The organism is Streptomyces noursei, assembly GCF_001646665.1.
In the GTDB taxonomy this organism is placed as follows: Bacteria; Actinomycetota; Actinomycetes; order Streptomycetales; family Streptomycetaceae; genus Streptomyces; species Streptomyces lavendulocolor.
Map to the genome: position 1 here is coordinate 39,472 of NZ_LWBU01000376.1, position 17,795 is coordinate 57,266.

General features: G+C 75.2%; 18 protein-coding genes. 11 read left to right on the forward strand and 7 right to left on the reverse strand.

The genetic code is table 11. The features are described 5' to 3' along the window. Window positions 1-165 precede the first annotated feature (165 nt). Together A4V12_RS29605 and A4V12_RS29610 are read left to right on the forward strand one after the other, a co-directional pair. Window positions 166-1,044 carry a hypothetical protein gene (locus A4V12_RS29605; RefSeq protein ID WP_064072532.1) on the forward strand — a complete coding sequence of 293 codons (879 nt, stop codon included), beginning with the start codon at window positions 166-168 and terminating at the stop codon, window positions 1,042-1,044. A gap of 316 nt (window positions 1,045-1,360) precedes the next feature. After that, window positions 1,361-1,732, forward strand: a complete 372-nt coding sequence (locus A4V12_RS29610) for an MmcQ/YjbR family DNA-binding protein (RefSeq protein ID WP_064072555.1) — start codon at window positions 1,361-1,363, stop codon at window positions 1,730-1,732. A gap of 156 nt (window positions 1,733-1,888) precedes the next feature. Here A4V12_RS29610 and A4V12_RS29615 read toward each other — a convergent pair whose 3' ends face one another. Then, the gene (locus A4V12_RS29615; protein WP_064072533.1) at window positions 1,889-2,797 is read right to left on the reverse strand and encodes an ATP-grasp domain-containing protein; all 909 of its coding nucleotides are present in this window, start codon (window positions 2,795-2,797) and stop codon (window positions 1,889-1,891) included. Between the two features lie 171 nt (window positions 2,798-2,968). Here A4V12_RS29615 and A4V12_RS29620 point away from each other — a divergent pair, with 171 nt between their 5' ends. Then, on the forward strand, window positions 2,969-3,238 hold the full coding sequence (locus A4V12_RS29620) for a hypothetical protein (RefSeq protein WP_064072556.1): 270 nt from the start codon (window positions 2,969-2,971) through the stop codon (window positions 3,236-3,238). Between the two features lie 29 nt (window positions 3,239-3,267). Here A4V12_RS29620 and pstS read toward each other — a convergent pair whose 3' ends face one another. The 3 genes from pstS to A4V12_RS29635 all read right to left on the reverse strand — a co-directional run bounded on the left by pstS (window position 3,268) and on the right by A4V12_RS29635 (window position 9,655). Next, on the reverse strand, window positions 3,268-4,362 hold the full coding sequence (gene pstS / locus A4V12_RS29625; protein WP_234372374.1) for a phosphate ABC transporter substrate-binding protein PstS: 1,095 nt from the start codon (window positions 4,360-4,362) through the stop codon (window positions 3,268-3,270). A gap of 154 nt (window positions 4,363-4,516) precedes the next feature. Further along, the gene (locus A4V12_RS29630) at window positions 4,517-9,181 is read right to left on the reverse strand and encodes a hypothetical protein (RefSeq protein WP_064072535.1); all 4,665 of its coding nucleotides are present in this window, start codon (window positions 9,179-9,181) and stop codon (window positions 4,517-4,519) included. 288 nt (window positions 9,182-9,469) lie between these two features. After that, window positions 9,470-9,655, reverse strand: a complete 186-nt coding sequence (locus A4V12_RS29635) for a hypothetical protein (protein WP_064072536.1) — start codon at window positions 9,653-9,655, stop codon at window positions 9,470-9,472. Between the two features lie 213 nt (window positions 9,656-9,868). Here A4V12_RS29635 and A4V12_RS37750 point away from each other — a divergent pair, with 213 nt between their 5' ends. Genes A4V12_RS37750 through A4V12_RS29655 form a run of 4 tightly spaced genes read left to right on the forward strand, consistent with a single transcriptional unit; the run spans window position 9,869 to window position 12,914 of the window. Further along, window positions 9,869-10,153, forward strand: coding sequence for a hypothetical protein (locus tag A4V12_RS37750; RefSeq protein WP_064072537.1), 285 nt, complete (start codon window positions 9,869-9,871; stop codon window positions 10,151-10,153). Next, a complete protein-coding gene (locus A4V12_RS29645; RefSeq protein ID WP_159028953.1) occupies window positions 10,150-10,743 on the forward strand; it encodes an RNA polymerase sigma factor in 594 nt (197 codons plus the stop codon). The genes A4V12_RS37750 and A4V12_RS29645 overlap by 4 nt, the downstream gene beginning before the upstream one ends. 5 nt (window positions 10,744-10,748) lie before the next feature. Next, on the forward strand, window positions 10,749-12,404 hold the full coding sequence (locus A4V12_RS39590; protein WP_064072539.1) for an IclR family transcriptional regulator domain-containing protein: 1,656 nt from the start codon (window positions 10,749-10,751) through the stop codon (window positions 12,402-12,404). 51 nt (window positions 12,405-12,455) lie between these two features. Then, complete coding sequence (locus A4V12_RS29655) at window positions 12,456-12,914, forward strand: archease (protein ID WP_064072540.1); 459 nt, start codon at window positions 12,456-12,458, stop codon at window positions 12,912-12,914. 98 nt (window positions 12,915-13,012) lie between these two features. On the opposite strand, the gene A4V12_RS29660 is transcribed toward A4V12_RS29655, so the two are convergent. Next, window positions 13,013-14,422, reverse strand: a complete 1,410-nt coding sequence (locus tag A4V12_RS29660; protein WP_064072541.1) for an RtcB family protein — start codon at window positions 14,420-14,422, stop codon at window positions 13,013-13,015. A 203-nt stretch (window positions 14,423-14,625) separates the two neighbouring features. On the opposite strand from A4V12_RS29660, the gene A4V12_RS29665 reads away from it, so the two are divergent. The 3 genes from A4V12_RS29665 (at window position 14,626) to A4V12_RS38175 (ending at window position 15,608) form a co-directional block, all read left to right on the forward strand. Beyond that, on the forward strand, window positions 14,626-14,832 hold the full coding sequence (locus A4V12_RS29665) for a hypothetical protein (protein WP_064072542.1): 207 nt from the start codon (window positions 14,626-14,628) through the stop codon (window positions 14,830-14,832). Between the two features lie 106 nt (window positions 14,833-14,938). Further along, window positions 14,939-15,364, forward strand: coding sequence for an Hsp20/alpha crystallin family protein (locus tag A4V12_RS29670; protein ID WP_064072543.1), 426 nt, complete (start codon window positions 14,939-14,941; stop codon window positions 15,362-15,364). A 79-nt stretch (window positions 15,365-15,443) separates the two neighbouring features. Then, window positions 15,444-15,608 (forward strand): hypothetical protein, encoded by a 165-nt coding sequence (locus A4V12_RS38175; RefSeq protein ID WP_199831416.1) that lies wholly within the window; start codon window positions 15,444-15,446, stop codon window positions 15,606-15,608. A 135-nt stretch (window positions 15,609-15,743) separates the two neighbouring features. Here the strand turns inward: A4V12_RS38175 and A4V12_RS29675 are convergent, their stop codons facing one another. Continuing rightward, on the reverse strand, window positions 15,744-16,049 hold the full coding sequence (locus A4V12_RS29675; RefSeq protein WP_064072544.1) for a DUF3040 domain-containing protein: 306 nt from the start codon (window positions 16,047-16,049) through the stop codon (window positions 15,744-15,746). Window positions 16,050-16,151: 102 nt separating this feature from the next. Further along, the gene (locus A4V12_RS29680; RefSeq protein ID WP_064072545.1) at window positions 16,152-16,655 is read right to left on the reverse strand and encodes an FBP domain-containing protein; all 504 of its coding nucleotides are present in this window, start codon (window positions 16,653-16,655) and stop codon (window positions 16,152-16,154) included. Window positions 16,656-16,783: 128 nt separating this feature from the next. Here A4V12_RS29680 and A4V12_RS29685 point away from each other — a divergent pair, with 128 nt between their 5' ends. Next, complete coding sequence (locus tag A4V12_RS29685) at window positions 16,784-17,677, forward strand: S41 family peptidase (protein WP_064072546.1); 894 nt, start codon at window positions 16,784-16,786, stop codon at window positions 17,675-17,677. Window positions 17,678-17,795: the final 118 nt, after the last annotated feature.

Genomic DNA, 17,795 nt, shown 5'->3' on the forward strand with positions numbered 1-17,795 from the left:
GTGTCGGGGGTGCCCGCGCGTACGTGCGAACACCATCTGTCCGCCACGCTACTTGGTGCGCGTGCGCCCCACGCGGAGTCGGGCGCTCTGGGAAGCGTGCCCGTACCGTGGCACGATGGGCGGACGGACAGTGCCGAGGGTCGGCACTCGTTCTCTGGGGCAGCAATGAACGTCCGGTTCCGCCTCCGCCTCACCGGTGTCGCGCTCGCGACCGGCCTGTCGCTGCTGGCGTGCAGCGGCACGGACGGACGCCAGGACACGACCGCGACATCCCCGCCCGTGGCGTCGCCGACGACCGCCCCGAGACCCTCCTCGCCGCCGGCACCCGCACCCGCACCGAGCGGCGAACCGTCCACGACGCCGGCCGGCCCTTCCTCGCCGGCACCCGGTGCGCCGTCCACGGCGGCCCCGGCGCCCGGCGGCGGCGGACCGGTCACCGGTCTGGGCCGGCTCCAGCCGATCTGGCCCTTCACCACGCTCGGCCAGGCGCAGGCCTGGCAGCGCGAGCACCGCGCGGGCGGCCACCAGCCGTGGCACCTGGACCCGGAGCAGACCGCCCTGTCGTTCACCCGGGGCTACCTCGGCTTCACGGAGATCGACCGCGTCACGTCACGTTCGATCGGTGCGACACGGGCCCGCGTCGGCGTGGGGCTGAGCGGGTCCGAGGACTCGGGCAGCGCGGCGGTCGTGCACCTCGCGCGGTACGGGACCGGCCGTGACGCGCCCTGGGTGGTGGTGGGCACCGACGACACCACGTTCACCCTGACCCGGCCCGTGTACGGCTCGGTGGCCCGCTCTCCCCTGACCGTCGGCGGGCGCATCAGCGGCGTGGACGAGAGCATCCGCGTCCAGGTGCGGCAGCCGTCGTCCCGGGCGCCGTTGGGCACGTCGTGCTGCACCCCGGCCGGCGGCTCCGGTCAACCGTGGTCGGCCTCCGTGTCCTTCAAGGGGGCCGAGGACGCGGTCCTGACGGTGGTGGCGGCGACCGGCGGGCACATCGCCGAGGTCGAGCGCTTCACGGTCACGGCCGTAAGGACCGGTTGACGCGCCGACGCGCGACGGACCGGCCGACGCGGACGGGCCGGCGGGCGCGGGCGGGCCGGCGGGCGCGCGGGGCCGTCAGCCGGTCGCCGCCGGCAGCCGGCGGGCGAGCCGTCTCGCCTCCAGGTCCGGGTGCATGGTTCCGTCGCAGGGGAAACCGGGGAATGGAGTGGAGCAGCGGGGGCCGCTCCGGCACGCCCAGGGTCACCGACGGGGGCCGTCCGTTGCGTACCGGTGGGATCTGTGGCCGGCCGCCGCTGGACCGGGGCGGGGTGGCTGAGGAGCCGGTGTGTCAGTGGCACTGGCTACCGTGTGCGCCATGATCGACGCTGATGACGTCCGCCGGATCGCGCTCTCCTTTCCCGAGACGGTGGAGAAGGAAGCATGGAGCATGCCCACCTTCAGGGTGGCGGGAAAGATGTACGTCACGGTCCCCGACGACCAGACGTCCTTCGCGGTGCGCTGCCCGAAGATCGAGCGTGAGGAGCTGATCGCCGCCGAGCCGGAGAAGTTCTGGGTGCCGCCGCACGAGGCGAGTTCGGCGTGGGTCCGGGTGCGGCTCGCCGCGCTGGAGGACCTGGAGGAACTGCGCGACATCCTGGTCGACTCCTGGAGACAGGCGGCACCGGACCGCCTCGTCGACGAGCACCCCCACCTGCGCCCGGGCGCGGGCTCCGGCAACCCTCGATGAGTTCGAGCGGGTCGCCGCGGATCCGGACGGCCTCGCGGCGCACCCGCTCGGCGTCCGGGCCGCCGCCGCGCGCGGGACGGCGCGCTGTGACGTGCTGTTCCACGAGGAGGTGAACTCCGCGGCGGGCGGCGGGACCCAGGGTCCGCCCGGGTGTCCCTACGCCCCGGGGGCCGCACCGGTGCCACCGGCGTCACCGGCCGTGGCAAGGCGCTGGAGCAGCGGCTGCGCCGGGGCACCCCGTGGCAGGTCGCTGACCTGGCCGTCGCCCACCTCCACCACCCGCCATCGGCCGTCCTCCCGCAGGGCGAGGTCCGTCGTGACGAAGCGGCAGCCGAGTGCGGTGACGAGCGGCCGGACGAAGGCGGTGTCCGGCTCCGGTTCGGGGCGCAGGCCCGGGGTGTCAGGGTGCGCGGTGAGGAGGACCGGGTCGCCGTCGACCCACCAGACGCGCACCTCGCCGAGGGCGGTGCGGAAGTTCTCGAAGGCCCGGATCACCACCCCGCCGACGAGGGCGTCGGCCCGCAGTTCCAGGAAGCGGCCGACGACGGACGCCAGGCGGTCCGTGTCCGTCAGGTCGGGTACGTAACAGGCCTCGTCCCACTCGTGCTTGTGGGACTTCACGTAGTCCTTGACGATCCCGGGGCCGCCGCCGAGCGCGGTCGCCGCCGTGGCGAGCGAGCGCTGGTCGGGAGGTGTGCCGGGCGCGCAGGGGAGCCACATGCTGCGCGGGGTGCGGGGGGCGAACACGTCGTACCAGCCGGGGAGTTCGTGGGCCCGCCGGTAGTCATCGGGAGTGGTGACCAGTGTCACGCCCCGGGCGGCCAGGGCCGTGTCGAGCGCACCGTACTGAGCGGCGGTGAGCATCCAGCCCCGGTACCAGGCCGGGCCCGCACCCTTCGGGACCCGTGCCACGGCGGCGGCCGGGTCGCCGGCCGTCAGCGCGTCGTGGTCGACCAGGGCGACCGGGTGCCCGAGTGCGCGCACCGCATGTGCCTCGTCCGCGAAGTGCCGGTCGGTGCTGCGCGGCCGCAGCGGATCCGCGCAGAAGATGAACGTCGCCCCCATGCGCGTCACCCTATCCGCGCGGGTGAGCGCTGGGTGCGGCCTCGGTGATCGAGCCGGCGGGGCTGCGGCTCCGTCCGTGTGCCGCCTCCGGTCCGTGGCTGCGGTCGGGGGTGCCGGGGGTGCCCGTCCGGGGGACCGGCGTTGTCAGTGCCGGATGTGAAGCTGATCGGTATGGACGACAGCATCCTCAGGCGCCGGGTGTACGGCGCGGACCACGACGACCCCGATCCCGGTCCCCGTCCCGGCCGGGTCTACGGCGAGCTGGTGGGCGGCCCGCTGGACGGGCTCCTCCTCGACGTGACGGGCTGGAGCGGCAGCCGGCTCGCCGAGGAGGCCCGGTTGCCCACGGAGATAGGGCGGTACGGCGCCGGCGGGCGTGCGCACTACCGGCGGCGGGCGGCCGATCCCGACCGCTGGGACTGGACGGGCGACAGTCGGTGACGGCCGTCCGGCGGCGGGGCCGGCCGGGGTCAGGACAGGCCGGCGACGACCTGCCGGACGCGTGCGGCCACGTCGTCCGGCAGCGGGGCGTAGTGGATCCGGGCGAGGTCCCGCTGCCCCTCCGCGCTCGCCGTGTAGGTGAGGAAGGACCTGAGGGCGGGCAGCACCTCGATCTGGTTGCCGGTGTCGCAGACGATCTCGTACGTGACGAGGACGATCGGGTACGCGCCGCTCGCCTTCGTCCGGTAGTCGAAGGCCAGCGCCATGTCCTGGCCCGTGCCCTTCACATGGGCCGTGGCGATCCCGGCCGAGGCGGTCGCGGCGGAGACGGCGACGGGTTCCGGCGCGCCGGTGTCGAGCCGCACCGTCGGGAGGTCCTTCGCCTTGGCGAAGGACAGCTCGAAGTAGCCGATCGCGCCGTCGGTGACCTGCACCCGGGACGCCACGCCGTCGGAACCCGCCGCCGCCTGGCCGCCCTTGGCCTGCCAGGCCTTGTCCTTCGGGTAGGGCCACTCGTCGGGTGCGGCGCCGGCGAGGTACGCGTTCAGGTTCTGGGTGGTGCCCGACTCGTCGGAGCGGTGGACCGTGCTGATGGGCGTCGCGGGGAAGCGGGTGCCCGGGTTGAGGCGCTGGATCTCGGGCGCGTTCCACATGGTGATCTCGGAGTCGAAGATCTTCGCGAGGGTGGGCGCGTCGAGGACCACGTCCCGCACACCGGACAGATTGTAGCCGATGGCGATGGGCCCGCCGACCATGGGCAGGTCGATGGCCCGGCCGCCCCGGCACACCTCCCGGGACCGCTCCACCTCCTCGGCCTTCAGCGGACTGTCGGTGCCCCCTATGACGGTCGCCCCGCGCAGGAACTGGGCGACGCCCCCGCCCGAGCCGATGGGCACGTAGCGGATCTCCACCCCGGGGCAGGCCTTCCGGTAGGTGCGCATCCAGTGCTTCATCGCGTTCTGCTGCGCGCTGGAACCGGACGCGGCCAACTGCCCCCGCGTCGCACACGCGATGGTGCTGGTGCGCGTGGGCTCCGGACCGTCGTCGATGACAGCGGTGGTGCTGCCGCAGGCGGACAGCAGCAGGGCACCCCCCGCCACTGCCGCCGCCACGCTGGTGCCCACCAGTCTCCCGCGAACTGCCCGTCGACGCTGCACCTGTCGTTCCTCTCCGAAGCCGGGAACACCGATGCTTCCCCACGCGGGCGGTCCGATGGTGAAGCCCCGGCGAACAACCGCTGTCCTTGCGGAGAAGGGGCAGTTCGCCGCGGGCGGCCGGTCACCGCCGGGCCTCCTCCCATGCCCGGGCGAAGAGTTCGTGCACCGGCAGCGGGGGCAGCAGACGGGTGAACGGGCCCCGCACGGTGGTGCCGTCCGTCGTGGCGCCGTACGCGGTGAGCTTCGCCGTCTCCAGGGGCAGGTGCGGGGACGCGATGTCGGTCCACGGGCCGGGGACGAAAGCAGTGCGGCCCGCGCGGGAGCGCTTCCCCGTCTCGACGGCGCCGGTCGCCGCCAGCTCGGCCTGTGCCTTCTTGTGCCGGGCCGCCGTCCAGCCGTTCCAGCGCCGTACGTTCTGGTCCGTCGGCCGTGCCAGGGCCAGGAGTTGGAGGTACAGGGCGGCGGCGTCCGGGCCCACGGCGAGGTGGTCGGACACCTCGGCGTTCAGGTCGGGCGCGCTGTGGCGGGGGTTCGCCTCGTACGCGCCCGCCGGCACCGGCGTCTCCTCGGCGCGCCGGACCATGCGGGCCAGGCCGCCCTCCGCGTCGTACAGCACGTCGATCCGGCGCGCGGCCTCCTCGACGCGGGTGTCCTTCCGGCGGGTGGCCAGCCCCGACGGGCGGAGGAAGACCTCCGTGCCCGGTACGGCGACGACGAGGCACCCGTCGCTGTAGGGCACCGACGGGTTGTCGCGGCCGTAGTCGGACCACGTACAGGGCACCACCGGGCCGTCGTAGGGCCTGAACGCCGGGTCGGCGGCGGCGGCGCGGGCCAGGTGGGCGTCCCGGCCGGCGGGGACGAGCATGCCGGGGTCGTCCAGAATGCGGAGCACCTCCGCGTGGAGCGCACGGGCGTGCTCCCGGGCGGGGTCTCCGACCGGGCGTTCGGTGAGGAGCCAGACCAGTGCGGTGGCGGGCAGGATGAACGGCAGGTTCGTGGGCCAGACGGTCTCCCCGGGACGGCCGTCGTCCTGTGCGTGGTGGAGGCTCAGGCCGCCGGTGCTGGTCCCCGCGAGGACGAAGCGCGGGGCCGTGCCGTCCTGTTCGGGCGCCGTCCGGGCCTCCCGGCCGCCGGCGGGGGCGGAGAGGCGGCGGGCCCATGCGATGCCGAGGCCCAGGTCGGCGTCGAGGGCGCCCGCCAGGTCCTCGTCGGCGTACGGCTGCCGGCCGACCAGGCGGTTCCACACGTCGGCCATCCGCTCGGCGGCGCGGACCGTTCCGCCGTCCGCCCACAGGTCGGCCGGGTCGTCGGGGATGCCGGCGGCAAGGATCGCCCCGGTGCCCGACGGGCCGATGGTGTGGGGCAGTCCCTCGTACACGGACGCGGCGTCCTTGTCGGCCTTGTAGGGCGACGAACGCAGCAGCTTCTTCCGGTCGTCGTAGTCCCGGGGACGGGGCATCCCGGCCAGGACCAGGGTCGCGAGGGAACGCCGGGCCCCGGTGCGGCGGCAGAAGGCGAGCACGGCGTCGGGGTCAGGCGCCAGCGGTCCGTGTTCCGCGAGGAGTTCCAGGAACCGGATCAGCCGGGAGGCGTCGTCCCGGGTCACCGTGACGGTCACGGTGTGGGGCGCGCTCGCCCGGTCCGGGTTGGTCACCTCCTCGGCGGTGATCGTCCCGGCGGGGGCCGGGGCGTCGGCCGGCTGGACGAAGCGCACCCTGCCCGCCCAGTCGGGCGGCCCGGAGAACGCGGTCCGCGGGTGCGCGCCGCCCGGGGCGCCGGGGGCACCATGGCCGGCGCTCGTGTCGGGGGCGACGGTGGCCCGGCCGGTGCGCCAGCTGCTGCCCCGTACGGCGAAGGGCTGGTCGGCCCAGGTGCTCAGCAGCGCCGTGAGCGCGGCCCGGTGGTCGTCGGCCGTGACGGACACGGCGGCACGCCACACCACGGCGTCGATGTGCCCGAGCAGGACGCTCCAGTCGAACGGCGGCGTGTGCGGGGCGAGCCGGCGTGTCTCGTCGTCCAGGTCGCCGCGCAGGAACGCGCCGTCCGCGGCGACGGCGGTGAGCGTCGCCGGATGGGGCTGGGGGTCGCGGTGGTCGCTGTATGCGCGGAACTCCGGCAGGAGGCCCCACAGTGCGGGGACCAGTTCGGTGTCGGGGACCGGGGCGGGCAGCCGGACCGCCGGTCCGGAGCGCATGATGGCGACCCGCCGGGACAGCTCGCGGCGGCGGTGGAGCACGTCGGCCGCCAGCCGGGCGGCCCGGCGGACCGCGTCCGCGACCCTGGCGTCGGACACTCCTGCCGGGACCTGCCCCGGGTCGGCGAGAAGGGCACGCGCCGCCTCGTCGGTCGTGGCGCGCAGGGCGGCCGAGGTGGCGGTGTCGCGCGGGGTGAGGAAGTGCCAGAAGGCGGGCGGGGGAAAGGGCGTGTCGGTGTGGGAGCGGCGCCCGGTCTGGTAACGGGGCGCGTCCGCGGCGGGGAAGCCGCGCACCTCCCACAGCAGGGAGCCGTCCTCGGAGGCGTGGCAGCGGATGCTCGTCTCTTCGGCGAGGACGCCCTCCTCGCCGCCCTCGGGCATACGGAGGATGCCCCAGGGTTCCTGTCCGGGTGCCGAGACCCGGTAGGTGGCACTGCGCCCGTCGACGCCTTCGAGGACGAACGCGGTGGGGGCCTCCCCCTGGTGGTCGGTGCGGCGCAGTACCCGGCAGCCGGCCAGGTGGCCCGCCTGTCCGAGCGGGGAGGCGGGGGCGCCCGGCGGGAGCGGTGCGAGGGTGGCGCCCCTGGGGAACGGCGCGGTGTGCGGGGGCAGGTCGCCGGTGGTGTGGAACTCGGGGAGCGCGGTGTCCTCGGTGCGGGCGCCGGTCACGGGGTCGAGCCGGGCCCAGCCGTGGAAGTAGGTGTCGGAGCTCCACAGGCGGCGCCCGTCGGACATCTGCAGGTCGAACCCGCCGATGCCCTCGCGCCCGCCGGGGCGCAGGACGCGCTCGCCGTCGTGGCGGCCGGTGCCGTCGGCCGTCGCGAAGTGGTAGCCGAGGCCGCCCCTGATCGAGCCGTCGAACGCGGTGATCCCGTGGACGTTCTCGGGGGTGAAGACGTCCTCGGGCCGGTCGGTCCAGAAGGCGTGCTCGGCGTAACCGGATCCGGTGGTGGTCCAGCCGATGAGGAAGTGCCCGCCGACGAAGTGCGCGGAGCAGGCGGTGACGTCAGCCGGGAGGGAGAAGGTGCAGGAGGCGCGTCGTCCGGCGTGGTCGACGGCGACGGCCCGGGTGGCCGAGTACACGGTGAGTACCGGCCAGGTGCAGGTGACGCCGGTGACGGTGTCGCCTGCCCGGTGGAACTCGGCGAGCGCGTCGTCGAGGGCCGGCCAGCCCAGCTCGTCGGGCAGCCCGGCGCGCAGCGAACGGGCCAGCGGGCCCACCAGGTCCAGCTCCGCCAGCGCCTCCTCGATGCCGTCGAGTGCGGTCGCGGTGGGCCGGTCGAGCAGGGTCGCCAGCTCGTCCACGGCCTCGTCGGCGGCCCCCAGCCCGCCGCCGCGCAGGGCGTCGAGCAGCCGGTCGACCCGGCGGTGCACCTCGGCGGCGATGCCCGAGTTCTCGGGGAGGCGGGTGATCGCCGTGCCGGGCGCGCGGGAGCCGGAGAAGCGTCCGCGCAGCAGCTCCTCCTGGACGGTGCCCTCCAGGCGCGGCCCGAAGACGGGGTCGGCGGCGAGGGCCTTCAGGTCGCGGCGCGAGCGGTCGCCCCAGAACTCCAGGCGTACGCGTCCGCCCGGGTCCTCGATGGGGATGCCCTCGGCGAGGCAGGCGTCGAGCAGGTCGGCGTCGAGGCCGGTGGAGCGCCACTTCCTCTCGTGGAGGCGCACGGCGACGCCGGCGGCGCGCAGCCGCGGGGCGAGGAGGGTGACGATGTCGAACAGTTCCGGTGGCATCGGCTGGCTGACGATGCCACCGCCGGACGGGCGGAAGGCGTAGTCGCAGGCGAACCGGCCCAGCCAGGCGGCGTGTCCGCCCTCGGGGACGATCCGGCCGGCCGCCAGCGCCGCGGTCGCTCCGCAGCCGTGCAGCAGTCGCAGCCAGGAGGCGGCGTCGCTCTTCGAGGTGGGGAAGAGGTCGACGAGGGCGGCGTTCACCCCGTCGCCCTGCGGGTGCTCGGCCAGGACGGGGGTCGCCGCCGCCAGCAGGGCGTCGGGCACGGCCTTGCCGCGTGCCTGGGCGAGGACCGCGCCGAGGACCCGGGCCTCCTCGTCGGTGCCCATGCCCGCCGACCGGGCCGACGCCCTGACGCGGCGCGCCAGGTCGGCGGGGAGTTCACCGGGGGAGGCCGCCCAGACGGTCAGCAGCCGGACGTACTCCTCGTGGGCCTCCGTCGGCGGGAGGGTGTCCGCGAGCCACTGCTGATGGGCCGTCAGCTCCTTGGCGGGCAGCGCGCCGGCGCGGGCGAACAGCAGTGTGTTCTCGCGGTGGTGGTCCGCGTCGACGGTCAGGGCGTGCTCCCGCTCCGCCTTCCTGGCCTCCGCGTACGCCCGCCCCGCGTGGCGCGGGGAGCGCACCGCGGCCGTGAGCCAGTGCCCCACCGTGTCCCAGAACCAGGGCCGGTGGTCGGGCGGCAGCTGCCCGGCCCGTATCGCGACACGGTCCAGGAACCGCCCCGGCTTCTCCCACGCCACGGGCAGGTCCTTGCCGGTGGCGTCGAGCAGCTCCCGGGCCGCGGGCGCGGATCCGGGGTCGTGGGCCAGGACCCAATCGGCGTACATCCGGGAGGAGATGGGCTTGGCGGGCAGCGCGACGTTCATGGGAGGAATCCTGGCACGGGCCACTGACAGCGCCGGATGCGGTGTCCGGCCGCCGGCGCGGGGCGGTGTGCGCGGGGCGGCGGGCGGCCGGAGACCCGCTTCTCGAACCCGTTGTGGGCGTACGGCTCGTCGTCGAGGGCCGGGACCTCCTGAAGCCGCACGCGTGGGGGGCCCGGGCACTCGCGCAACCGCCGCACGCCCTGTTCCCGCTCCCCGGTCTCCCGGTGGAGCGCCCCGACTCCGGCCGGAGAACGGGTGGCGGGGCCGCATCCGGCCCGTGCGCCCGGCTCAGTCGTCGGGGTGGGTCTCGGTCCGCACCGACCACGAACGGCCCTCGCACCCGGCGGGCAGGGGCGGGAAGCGGTGCCCCTTCACGTCGGTGCTCCAGTGGTGGCCGGCTCCGCAGTCGCACTCGTGGATCCCGCTGGCGGGCACGATCTCGCCGGGGTGCCACCAGGTCTTCTCCTCGTTCATGACTTCTGTCCACGGCGTCGTCCCCGGCTCCGCGACCCGGCGACCGGTCGGTCACTTGCGGTCCGGACACGCCAGAAGAACGCCGTGTACGAGCACTGACCGGCCATCTTCGGCCGTTTCCGATCACGCGTTAATCTCCCTCCCCTCCTGGGCGTCCAGGGGTGACGGCGCAATCCGCGCCGCGCTCTCTCACGGAAGATCGGGAGCCCTTGCATGACGTCGTCCCTGGACTGGGTCGGATGGGTCACGGCCGCGCTGGGCGCCGCTCAGGCGCTGGGCGCCGTACGGCGCCTGCTGTGGAGGCGGCGGCCCGCCCGGCGCGCGCCGGACGCGGGCATCCGCGCGGGCCTCGGCACGGGCTACGGAACGGAGCAGCGACCGTGCGGGTGCCTGGTGCCCCGGGTGCTGCGGTACGAGGCGGCCGACGGCAGCACGCTGACCGTCTGGACGGTGCGGCCGGTGCCGGACGGGTGCCGCGAGGAGAGCCGCCTGTGGTGACCGACGTACCGCCCGACGAACCGCTCCGGCTGCCGGGGAGCCTCGGCCGGCAGCTGCTGGAGATCTACCCGGCGTACATCGAGCGGGCACCGCACGCCCTGCGCCGGGCCTTCGGGATCTCGCTGGTCCAGGGGCAGGACGTCGCGCAGGAGGCGTTCCTGCGGGTGGCCCGCGCGTGCCTCACCGGCCGGGCCGCGCCCGGCGAGCGGCTGATGGCCTACCTGCTGGGCGCGGCCCGCAACCTGGCCGTCAGCACGTTCCGTCAGGAGCGGTCCGTGCTGGTGGCGGACCCCGTGCTGAGCCGGCTCCAGGAGCGGCGGCGGACCGCGCCGGCCGGTGACCTGCGGGTGCTGCACGAACTGGTGGTGCCCGCGATCGAGGAGATGGCACCCGGGTCGCGGCGGCGGATCGTCGAGCTCCAGGCCCGGGGGCTGGAGGACCGGGAGATCGCCGAAGCGCCCGGGATATCCCTGGAGAACCTGAGGGTCCAGCGGCACAGGGCGATCGTCGAGCTGCGGCGCAGGCTCGGACGGCATTGCCGCCCCCAGCGGCGGAAGGACACGGCGGTGCACGGAAAGGGAATCAGGTGAGTGATGTGAGCAGGTACGACGGTCCCCGGGACGAGTGCTCAGAACCGCCGGTTCCGGCCGGGCTCACCGATCTGCTGCGGGAGTTGGAGGGAACCGGGGACTTCTGGGACCGCCCGTACGGGACGGGCGGCCCCGCCTGCGACGGTGCGGCCGAGGAGGAGCGGGCCCTGGTGAACTCCCTCTACCGGCTGGGCACCAAGGCGCTGCGCCGCGGGGAGCTGGCCGCGGCGGCGGACCTGCTGGGGCGGGCCGGCGAGCAGGGCCACCCCGGAGCGCTGTTCCGCCTGGCGGTCGTCGTCCACCGCCGGTACGGGGACGAGGGCCGTGAGGACGCCGAGTTCCTGGTGGCCGAGGCGGCCCGGCTGGGACACGGTGACGCCCGGGCGATGCTGGAGGCGGCCCTGGCCCCGGAGACGGCCGGGGGCACGGCCACGACCACGGGCACGACCGGGGACCACGGTCACGGGATCGCGGCACAGGACGCGGAGTTCTCCGGCGAGGTCCGCGCCGCCCTGGGACTGTCCCCGGCCGCGGCCGCGCGGAGCCGCAATCCGGCCGGGCACCCGCCTTCGCCCCCGGCCGCCCCTTCCCGGGGCGCGCCCCCGCGGGACGACGGCGCCGGCGCGGCGGTGGTGGCGCACGTCGTCACGCCCGCACCCCCTCCCCCACCCGCACCCGCGCTCCGCCCGCCGCCCGTCGGCCTGTGGGTGCCGGGCGGCCGGGCCGGGCCCGGCACCCTGTGGACGCCGTCGCCGCTGCGGTCCCCGTACCTGGTGGACCTCGCCCGGCAGGTGCCGGCCGCACACGAGTCGGCCGAGCGGTGGCGGCAGGCCATGCGCGTGCTGGACGTCCTCCGCACCATCGGCGGCGCGGACGGGCCGCTGAGCGCCGACCGGATCGCACGCGGCACCGGCCTGGAGACGACGGCGCTCGAACAGCTGCTGACCTGGCTGGCCGAGCAGCGGCTGGTGGCGGTCCCGGAACCCGGTGCCTACGGGGCGGGCCCGCTCCTGCGCCTCTGGGCCGAGCACGAGGGCACCGAGCGCGAGAACGCCCTGCGGAAGGTGCTGTCCGAGCTGCGGGACCGGGTGGGGGCGGCGGTGTACGTGAGCCACTACGCCGACGGGGAAGTACGCGTCACCCAGTGCGCCGCCGGGCCGGACGCGCCCGCGGTGCGCGAGCACGTGCCCTTCCGCGAGGCCGCGCACGCCAGCGCGGTCGGCAAGAGCCTGCTGGCGCAGCTGGACTTCGAGGGCCGCATGGACCACCTCGACCGGCGCAGGCCCGTCCCGCTGACCCAGCGGACCATCACCGATCACCGGCACCTGTTCCAGGCGCTCGACCACCACGGGCCGCAGGCCGCCCAGTTCGACCTGCTCGAGTACTCCGACGACGAGGTGTGCGTCGCCTTCCCGCTCACCGTCGCCGGCCGGGCCGGCTGCGTGGCCCTGTCGCTGCCGCTCACGCAGAAGCACCGGCTCCTGGAAGCGGCCGACGCCCTGAGCAGCCGCTCGGCGACCCTCCTGGCGACCCTGCTCCTCGCCGAGGACCCGCCCGCCGCGGACGGACAGGACGCCACCCGGGACGGACAGTGCGCCGCCCGGGACGAGGGGGAGGCGGAGGTCTTCGTCCGCACGGGCGCGCCGCCCCGGGTGGAGTAACCGGTGGCGCCGGGGAGGCATGCGGCGGGGCCGGAGGGGCACGCGGTCGGCATGGCCGGTGACACGGACGACGACACACGGGTCCGCCGCCCCGGGGCCTGCGGGCACCGGACGGTGCCGCACACGGCTGACGTGCGCGTCGAGGCATGGGGCGCGAGCCGTGAGCAGTGCCTGGTGGAGGCGGTGCTCGGCATGGTCGAGTGCTTCGCGGACCTCACGGGGCAGCGCGCGACCGCCGTACGGCAGGTGCAGGTGGCCGAGGGCAGCGACGACGACCTGCTGGCCGCGCTGCTGGACGAGGTGGTCTTCCGACTGGAGGTGGACGGTGACGTGCCGGTGGACGTCGAGGTGGAGACGGTGGACGGCGGCGGGCTGGACGTGCGGATGGCGGTGACGGACGTGCGGTCGGTGCCGATCACCGGCGCCGTCCCGAAGGCCGTGTCCTGGCACGAACTGCACCTGGCACCGGGCCCGTACGGGTGGTCGTGCGCGGTGACGGTCGACGTCTGAAGCCTCCGTCCGGCGCCACCTGGCCGGACGCCCGCCCGGGCACCGGACGACCCGCGCCGGTCACCCGACCGGACCGGACGCGCCCGCCCGCCGGACGGTCACCCCTTGACGACGCCGAGCGGGACGAGCCGGGCCACCTTCCGGCAGAGTCCCGCGCCCTCGCTCGCCGCCACCACCTCGTCGACGTCCTTGTAGGCCTCGGGGGTCTCCTCCGCCAGTCCGCGCCAGGACACCGGGCGCACCGCGATGCCGTCGCCCTCCAGCCGCGCCCGCAGCCGCTTGCCGTCGGTGGTCCGCGCGGCCTCGTGGCGGCTCATCACCCGGCCCGCGCCGTGGCAGGTGGAGTGGAAGGCGCCGCCGCCCGGGACGCCGGTGAGCACGTACGAGGCGGTCCCCATGGTGCCGGGGATGAGCACCGGCTGGCCCGCGGGGCGCAGGTCGTCGGGGAGCTCCGGGTGCCCGGGCGGGAACGCCCGCGTGGCCCCCTTGCGGTGGACGCACAGCCGGCGCGGCTCGCCGCGCACCTGGTGGGTCTCCGTCTTGGCGAGGTTGTGCGACACGTCGTACACCAGCGTCAGGCGGGCGCCGGCCTCGCGCCGGAACACCCCGCGGGCGGCCTCGGCGAGCAGCTGCCGGTTGGCGCGGCCGTAGTTCGCCGCGGCGGCCATCGCTCCGAGGTAGGCGCGGCCCTCCGGCGAGTCGACCGGGGCGCAGGCCAGTTGCCGGTCCGGCACGGTGATCCCGTACCGGGCCATGGCTCTCTCCATCAGCCGTACGTGGTCGGAGCAGATCTGGTGCCCGAGCCCGCGCGAGCCGCAGTGGATCATCACGCACACCTGGCCGGCGGTGATCCCGAACGCGTCGGCCACGGACTCGTCGTAGACCTCGGTGACCAGCTGGACCTCCAGGAAGTGGTTCCCCGACCCGAGGCTGCCGACCTGTCCGAGTCCCCGTTCGCGGGCCCGCCGGTCCACCTGATCGGGGTCCGCGTCGGCGACGGCCCCGCCGTCCTCGCAGCGCCGCAGGTCCCGCTCCTCGCCGTGTCCCTCCTCCACCGCGTACCGGGATCCGCTCCGGAGGATGCCTTCCAGCTGCCGTCCGGTCACGGGCCAGACCCCGCCCGGTCCGGCGCCGCGCGGGACGACGCGGCCGAGGCCGTCCATGAGCGGGTGCAGCACGGGCTGCAGGGCCCGCCGGTCGCAGTCGGCCGCCAGGAGCCGCACCCCGCAGGAGATGTCGAATCCGACGCCGCCGGGCGACACCACACCACCGTCGCCGGGGTCGGTGGCGGCCACTCCCCCGATGGGGAAGCCGTAGCCCCAGTGGACGTCGGGCATGGCGTACGAGGCGCCCACGATCCCCGGCAGCGTCGCCACGTCGACGACCTGCCGCAGGGACATCTCCGCGTCCCGCAGCAGTTCCCGGGACGCGAACACCACGCCCGGCACCCGCATGGTCCCCCGGCGGGTGATGCGGAAGCGGTAGGGACCTTCTTCCACGTACTCCATGGCGGCCTCCCGAGGCGCCCGCGCCCCCCGGTTTCCGTTCTCCGGCACGTGCCGCGTTTCCCGCGCGGGCACCGGCAAACACGTCGCCGCGCGCGGACGGGCACGGACGCGCGGGGACGCGCGGGGGCCGCGGGAACGGGTGTCGCGCTCCGTCCCCGCCGGGCGCGGGGGCCGCCGGTGGGCGGCTGCTGGCTTCGTACGCCATGCGATCACATGACTACGACCTGGACTTCCGCGACCGGGCCAGGCGGGTGCGCGCCTGGGGCATCGGCCTGTCGGTGCCCGTCTCGGTCGCCGGGGCGATGCTGTTCACCGGCGGCAGCGTGAGCAGCCGGATGAGCGCGCACGCGGAGGCCGTGCGCATGCTCGACGGGCTCGCCGAGCGGCCTCCCACGAAGCAGCAAAGTTGAGCCGCGACTTGTCAACTTGCCTGGTGCGAGTTATATAAATGTCGAGCAGGCCGGATGGCCTGACCCTTCGACGACGAATGGACGACCACGAGGAGGCGACGACTCGATGCTCATGCAGACGGACCCCTTCCGTGAGCTGGACCGTTTCACCCAGCAGCTCTTCGACGGTGCGCGGCGTCCCACGGCGATGCCCATGGACGCCTGGCGCGAGGACGGCTCGGTGCGCGTCATGTTCGACCTGCCGGGCGTCGACCCCGAGACGGTGGACCTGAAGGTCGAGCGGAACGTGCTGACCGTCCAGGCCGAGCGCAAGCCCGTGGCCACCGGGGAGGGCGTCGAGCCGGTCATCTCGGAGCGGCCCACGGGCACCTTCACCCGGCAGGTCTTCCTGGGCGAGACCCTGGACACCGAGCGCATCGAGGCCACGTACGACGCGGGCGTGCTGAGCCTGCGCATCCCGATCGCCGAGCAGGCGAAGCCGCGCAAGATCGAGATCATGAGCGGCGGCGGCCGCAAGGAGCTGCTGTCCTGAGCCCGACGGGTGGGCGCGCCCGCCCGGGGCCCGCCCACCCTCGCACACCGCCCCGCGACCGACGCGAAGGGAGACCACTGTGGCAGCACTGACCTGGCTGGCCGTCCCCCTGACGGCCGGCCTCGGCGCGAGCGTCTGGGCCTGGTACGTGTCGCGCCCCCACCCCACCGACGTCTGGACCGACGTGCGCGACCACGAGCGGCTCCGGGCCGCGTTCGGCCGCATCGCGCCCGGACGCGGCTGACGGTCCGAACGGCCCGGGACCGGACGGCCGGGCGGCCGGTGGCCCGGGACCGGACGGCCGGGCGGTCACGGGGCATGCGGGCGGACACCGGCGGCACACCCGGCCGCCGTCACGGCGGGCCGGGCGGCGCAGCGGTCACATGGAGACGGCCGGCGTGAGGCTTCCGGCCGGCGGCGCGGTCCCGTCCGACGAGGCGTTGAGGACGGCCGTCAGGAGCAGCCCCACGAGGGCGATGACGACCAGGACCAGGACGGTCCTCCTGCGCCGGCTCCGACGCGGCTTCGGCCGCGGCCCCGCCTCCGGCGGGACGGGTCCGCCACCGCGGCCCTGTCCGGAGAACTGGGCGTTGAGCGTGCTCATCCGGGCCGCGAGCTCGGGGTCGTCACTGGTGAGCCCCCGCTCGATCCGCCCGATGATGCGCCCTTCCGGCTCGTGTTCCATGGCGGCACCTGATTCATGGGAAGGAGTCACGCGCGGGAGAGGCCTCTCTCCATGCTCGTCATTCTCCCCCATCCGGACCGTTCCGGCCCGGGGGCGGCGCCCTCAGCCCGCGGTGACCCTGGCGGCGAAGGCCTCCAGGTTGCCCGCCATGCGCGCCACGCGCTCCTCGACGGTGAGGGACTCCTCGTACCGCCCCGAGCGCAGCTTGGGCTGCCGCTTGCCGCGCACGTACAAGGGACAGGCGAGGTCGGAGCAGACGTAGATGCCGACGGTGTCGCCCTCGCGGCCCCGCGCACCCGCCAGCGGGGCGGCGAGCAGGGTGACGCCGGAGGCGGCGTGCCCGGTGAGGCAGATCTGGCAGAGGCTCGACTTGACCGCGCTGGTGCGCCCCACCGCCGGGACGCGCAGGGTGATGCCCAGCGGTCCGTTCGCACGGGGCACGACGAGATGGGCCCGCAGCGGCGCCCCGGGATCCACCCACCCGAGGAAGTCCAGGTCCTCCCAGGGGAGGCCGGCGAAGTCCGCGGGCAGCTTCAGCCGCAGGGCCTCACCCTTGGTGCAGTTCACGAAGGACGAGCGGATCTGTTTCTCACTGAGCGGTTCCACGGGCGTCGACCCTACGCAGGGGCCGGCCGTGCCGCATGTCAATATCCGCCCGCAGGCCGTGCCGCCGGCCGGCCGTGTCCCGTAAATGCTTTCCCCGCGGGGGTGTTGGCGGCCTAGCATGACCGGCCATGCCCACGAACGCAGAGATCATCGATCGCGCCCTGGACCGGATCACGGCCGGGTACGTCTTCCCCGGCAGGACCGCCGACATCGCCGCCGCGATCCGCCGCCGGCTGGACGCCGGGGAGTACGACGGGCTGGAGGCCCGCCCGCTCTGCGAGAGGGTGACCGCCCACCTCCAGGAGGTCTGCCCGGACAAGCACCTGCGTCTGCTGTGGACCGAGGAGCCGCAGGACCTCGATCCGTCGTCCGCGGACGACGGCCGGGCGGCGTTCCTCGCCCTTCTCAGGGCGGAGAACCAGGGCATCCGCCGCTTCGAACGGCTGGACGGCAACGTCGGGTTCATCGACATCCGGCGCATCGCGTACGCGGACGAGGGCGGCCGGGCGATCGGCGCGGCGATGGAGCTGGTCGCCGGCAGCTCCGCCCTGATACTCGACCTCCGGGAATGCCGGGGCGGCGCGCCCGAGGGCGCGGCGATGTGGTGCAGCTACTTCTTCCCCGACGACCAGGTGCACCTCAACGACATCTACGACCGCTCCACGGACTCCACCCGCCAGTTCTGGACCACCTCCCACCTTCCCGCGCCCCGCTACCTGGACCGGCCGGTGTACGTGCTGACCAGCGGCGTCACCTTCTCGGGCGGCGAGGACGTCGCGTACACCCTCCAGACCCACGGCCGGGCGACGGTGTACGGCGAGACGACCCGCGGGGGCGCCCATCCGACGGCCCGGCACCCGGTGGCGGAGCACGTCCTCGTGACGGTCCCCACCGCCCGCACCATCAGCACGGTGACCGGCACGAACTGGGAGGGCGTCGGGGTGGTCCCCGACGTGCCCGTCCCCGCCGGCCGGGCACTCGACGCGGCGCACGAGGCCGCCCTCGGGGCACTCGGCGCCTGACCGCCGCGTCCCGGGCGGGCGACCGCCCCGGACCCGGCGCGGGCGACGGATTGGGGGCGGCGCGGGTGACCAGCCCCGATTCGTGGGCGAGGACCAGCGCCCTAGGTGTATTGACCCG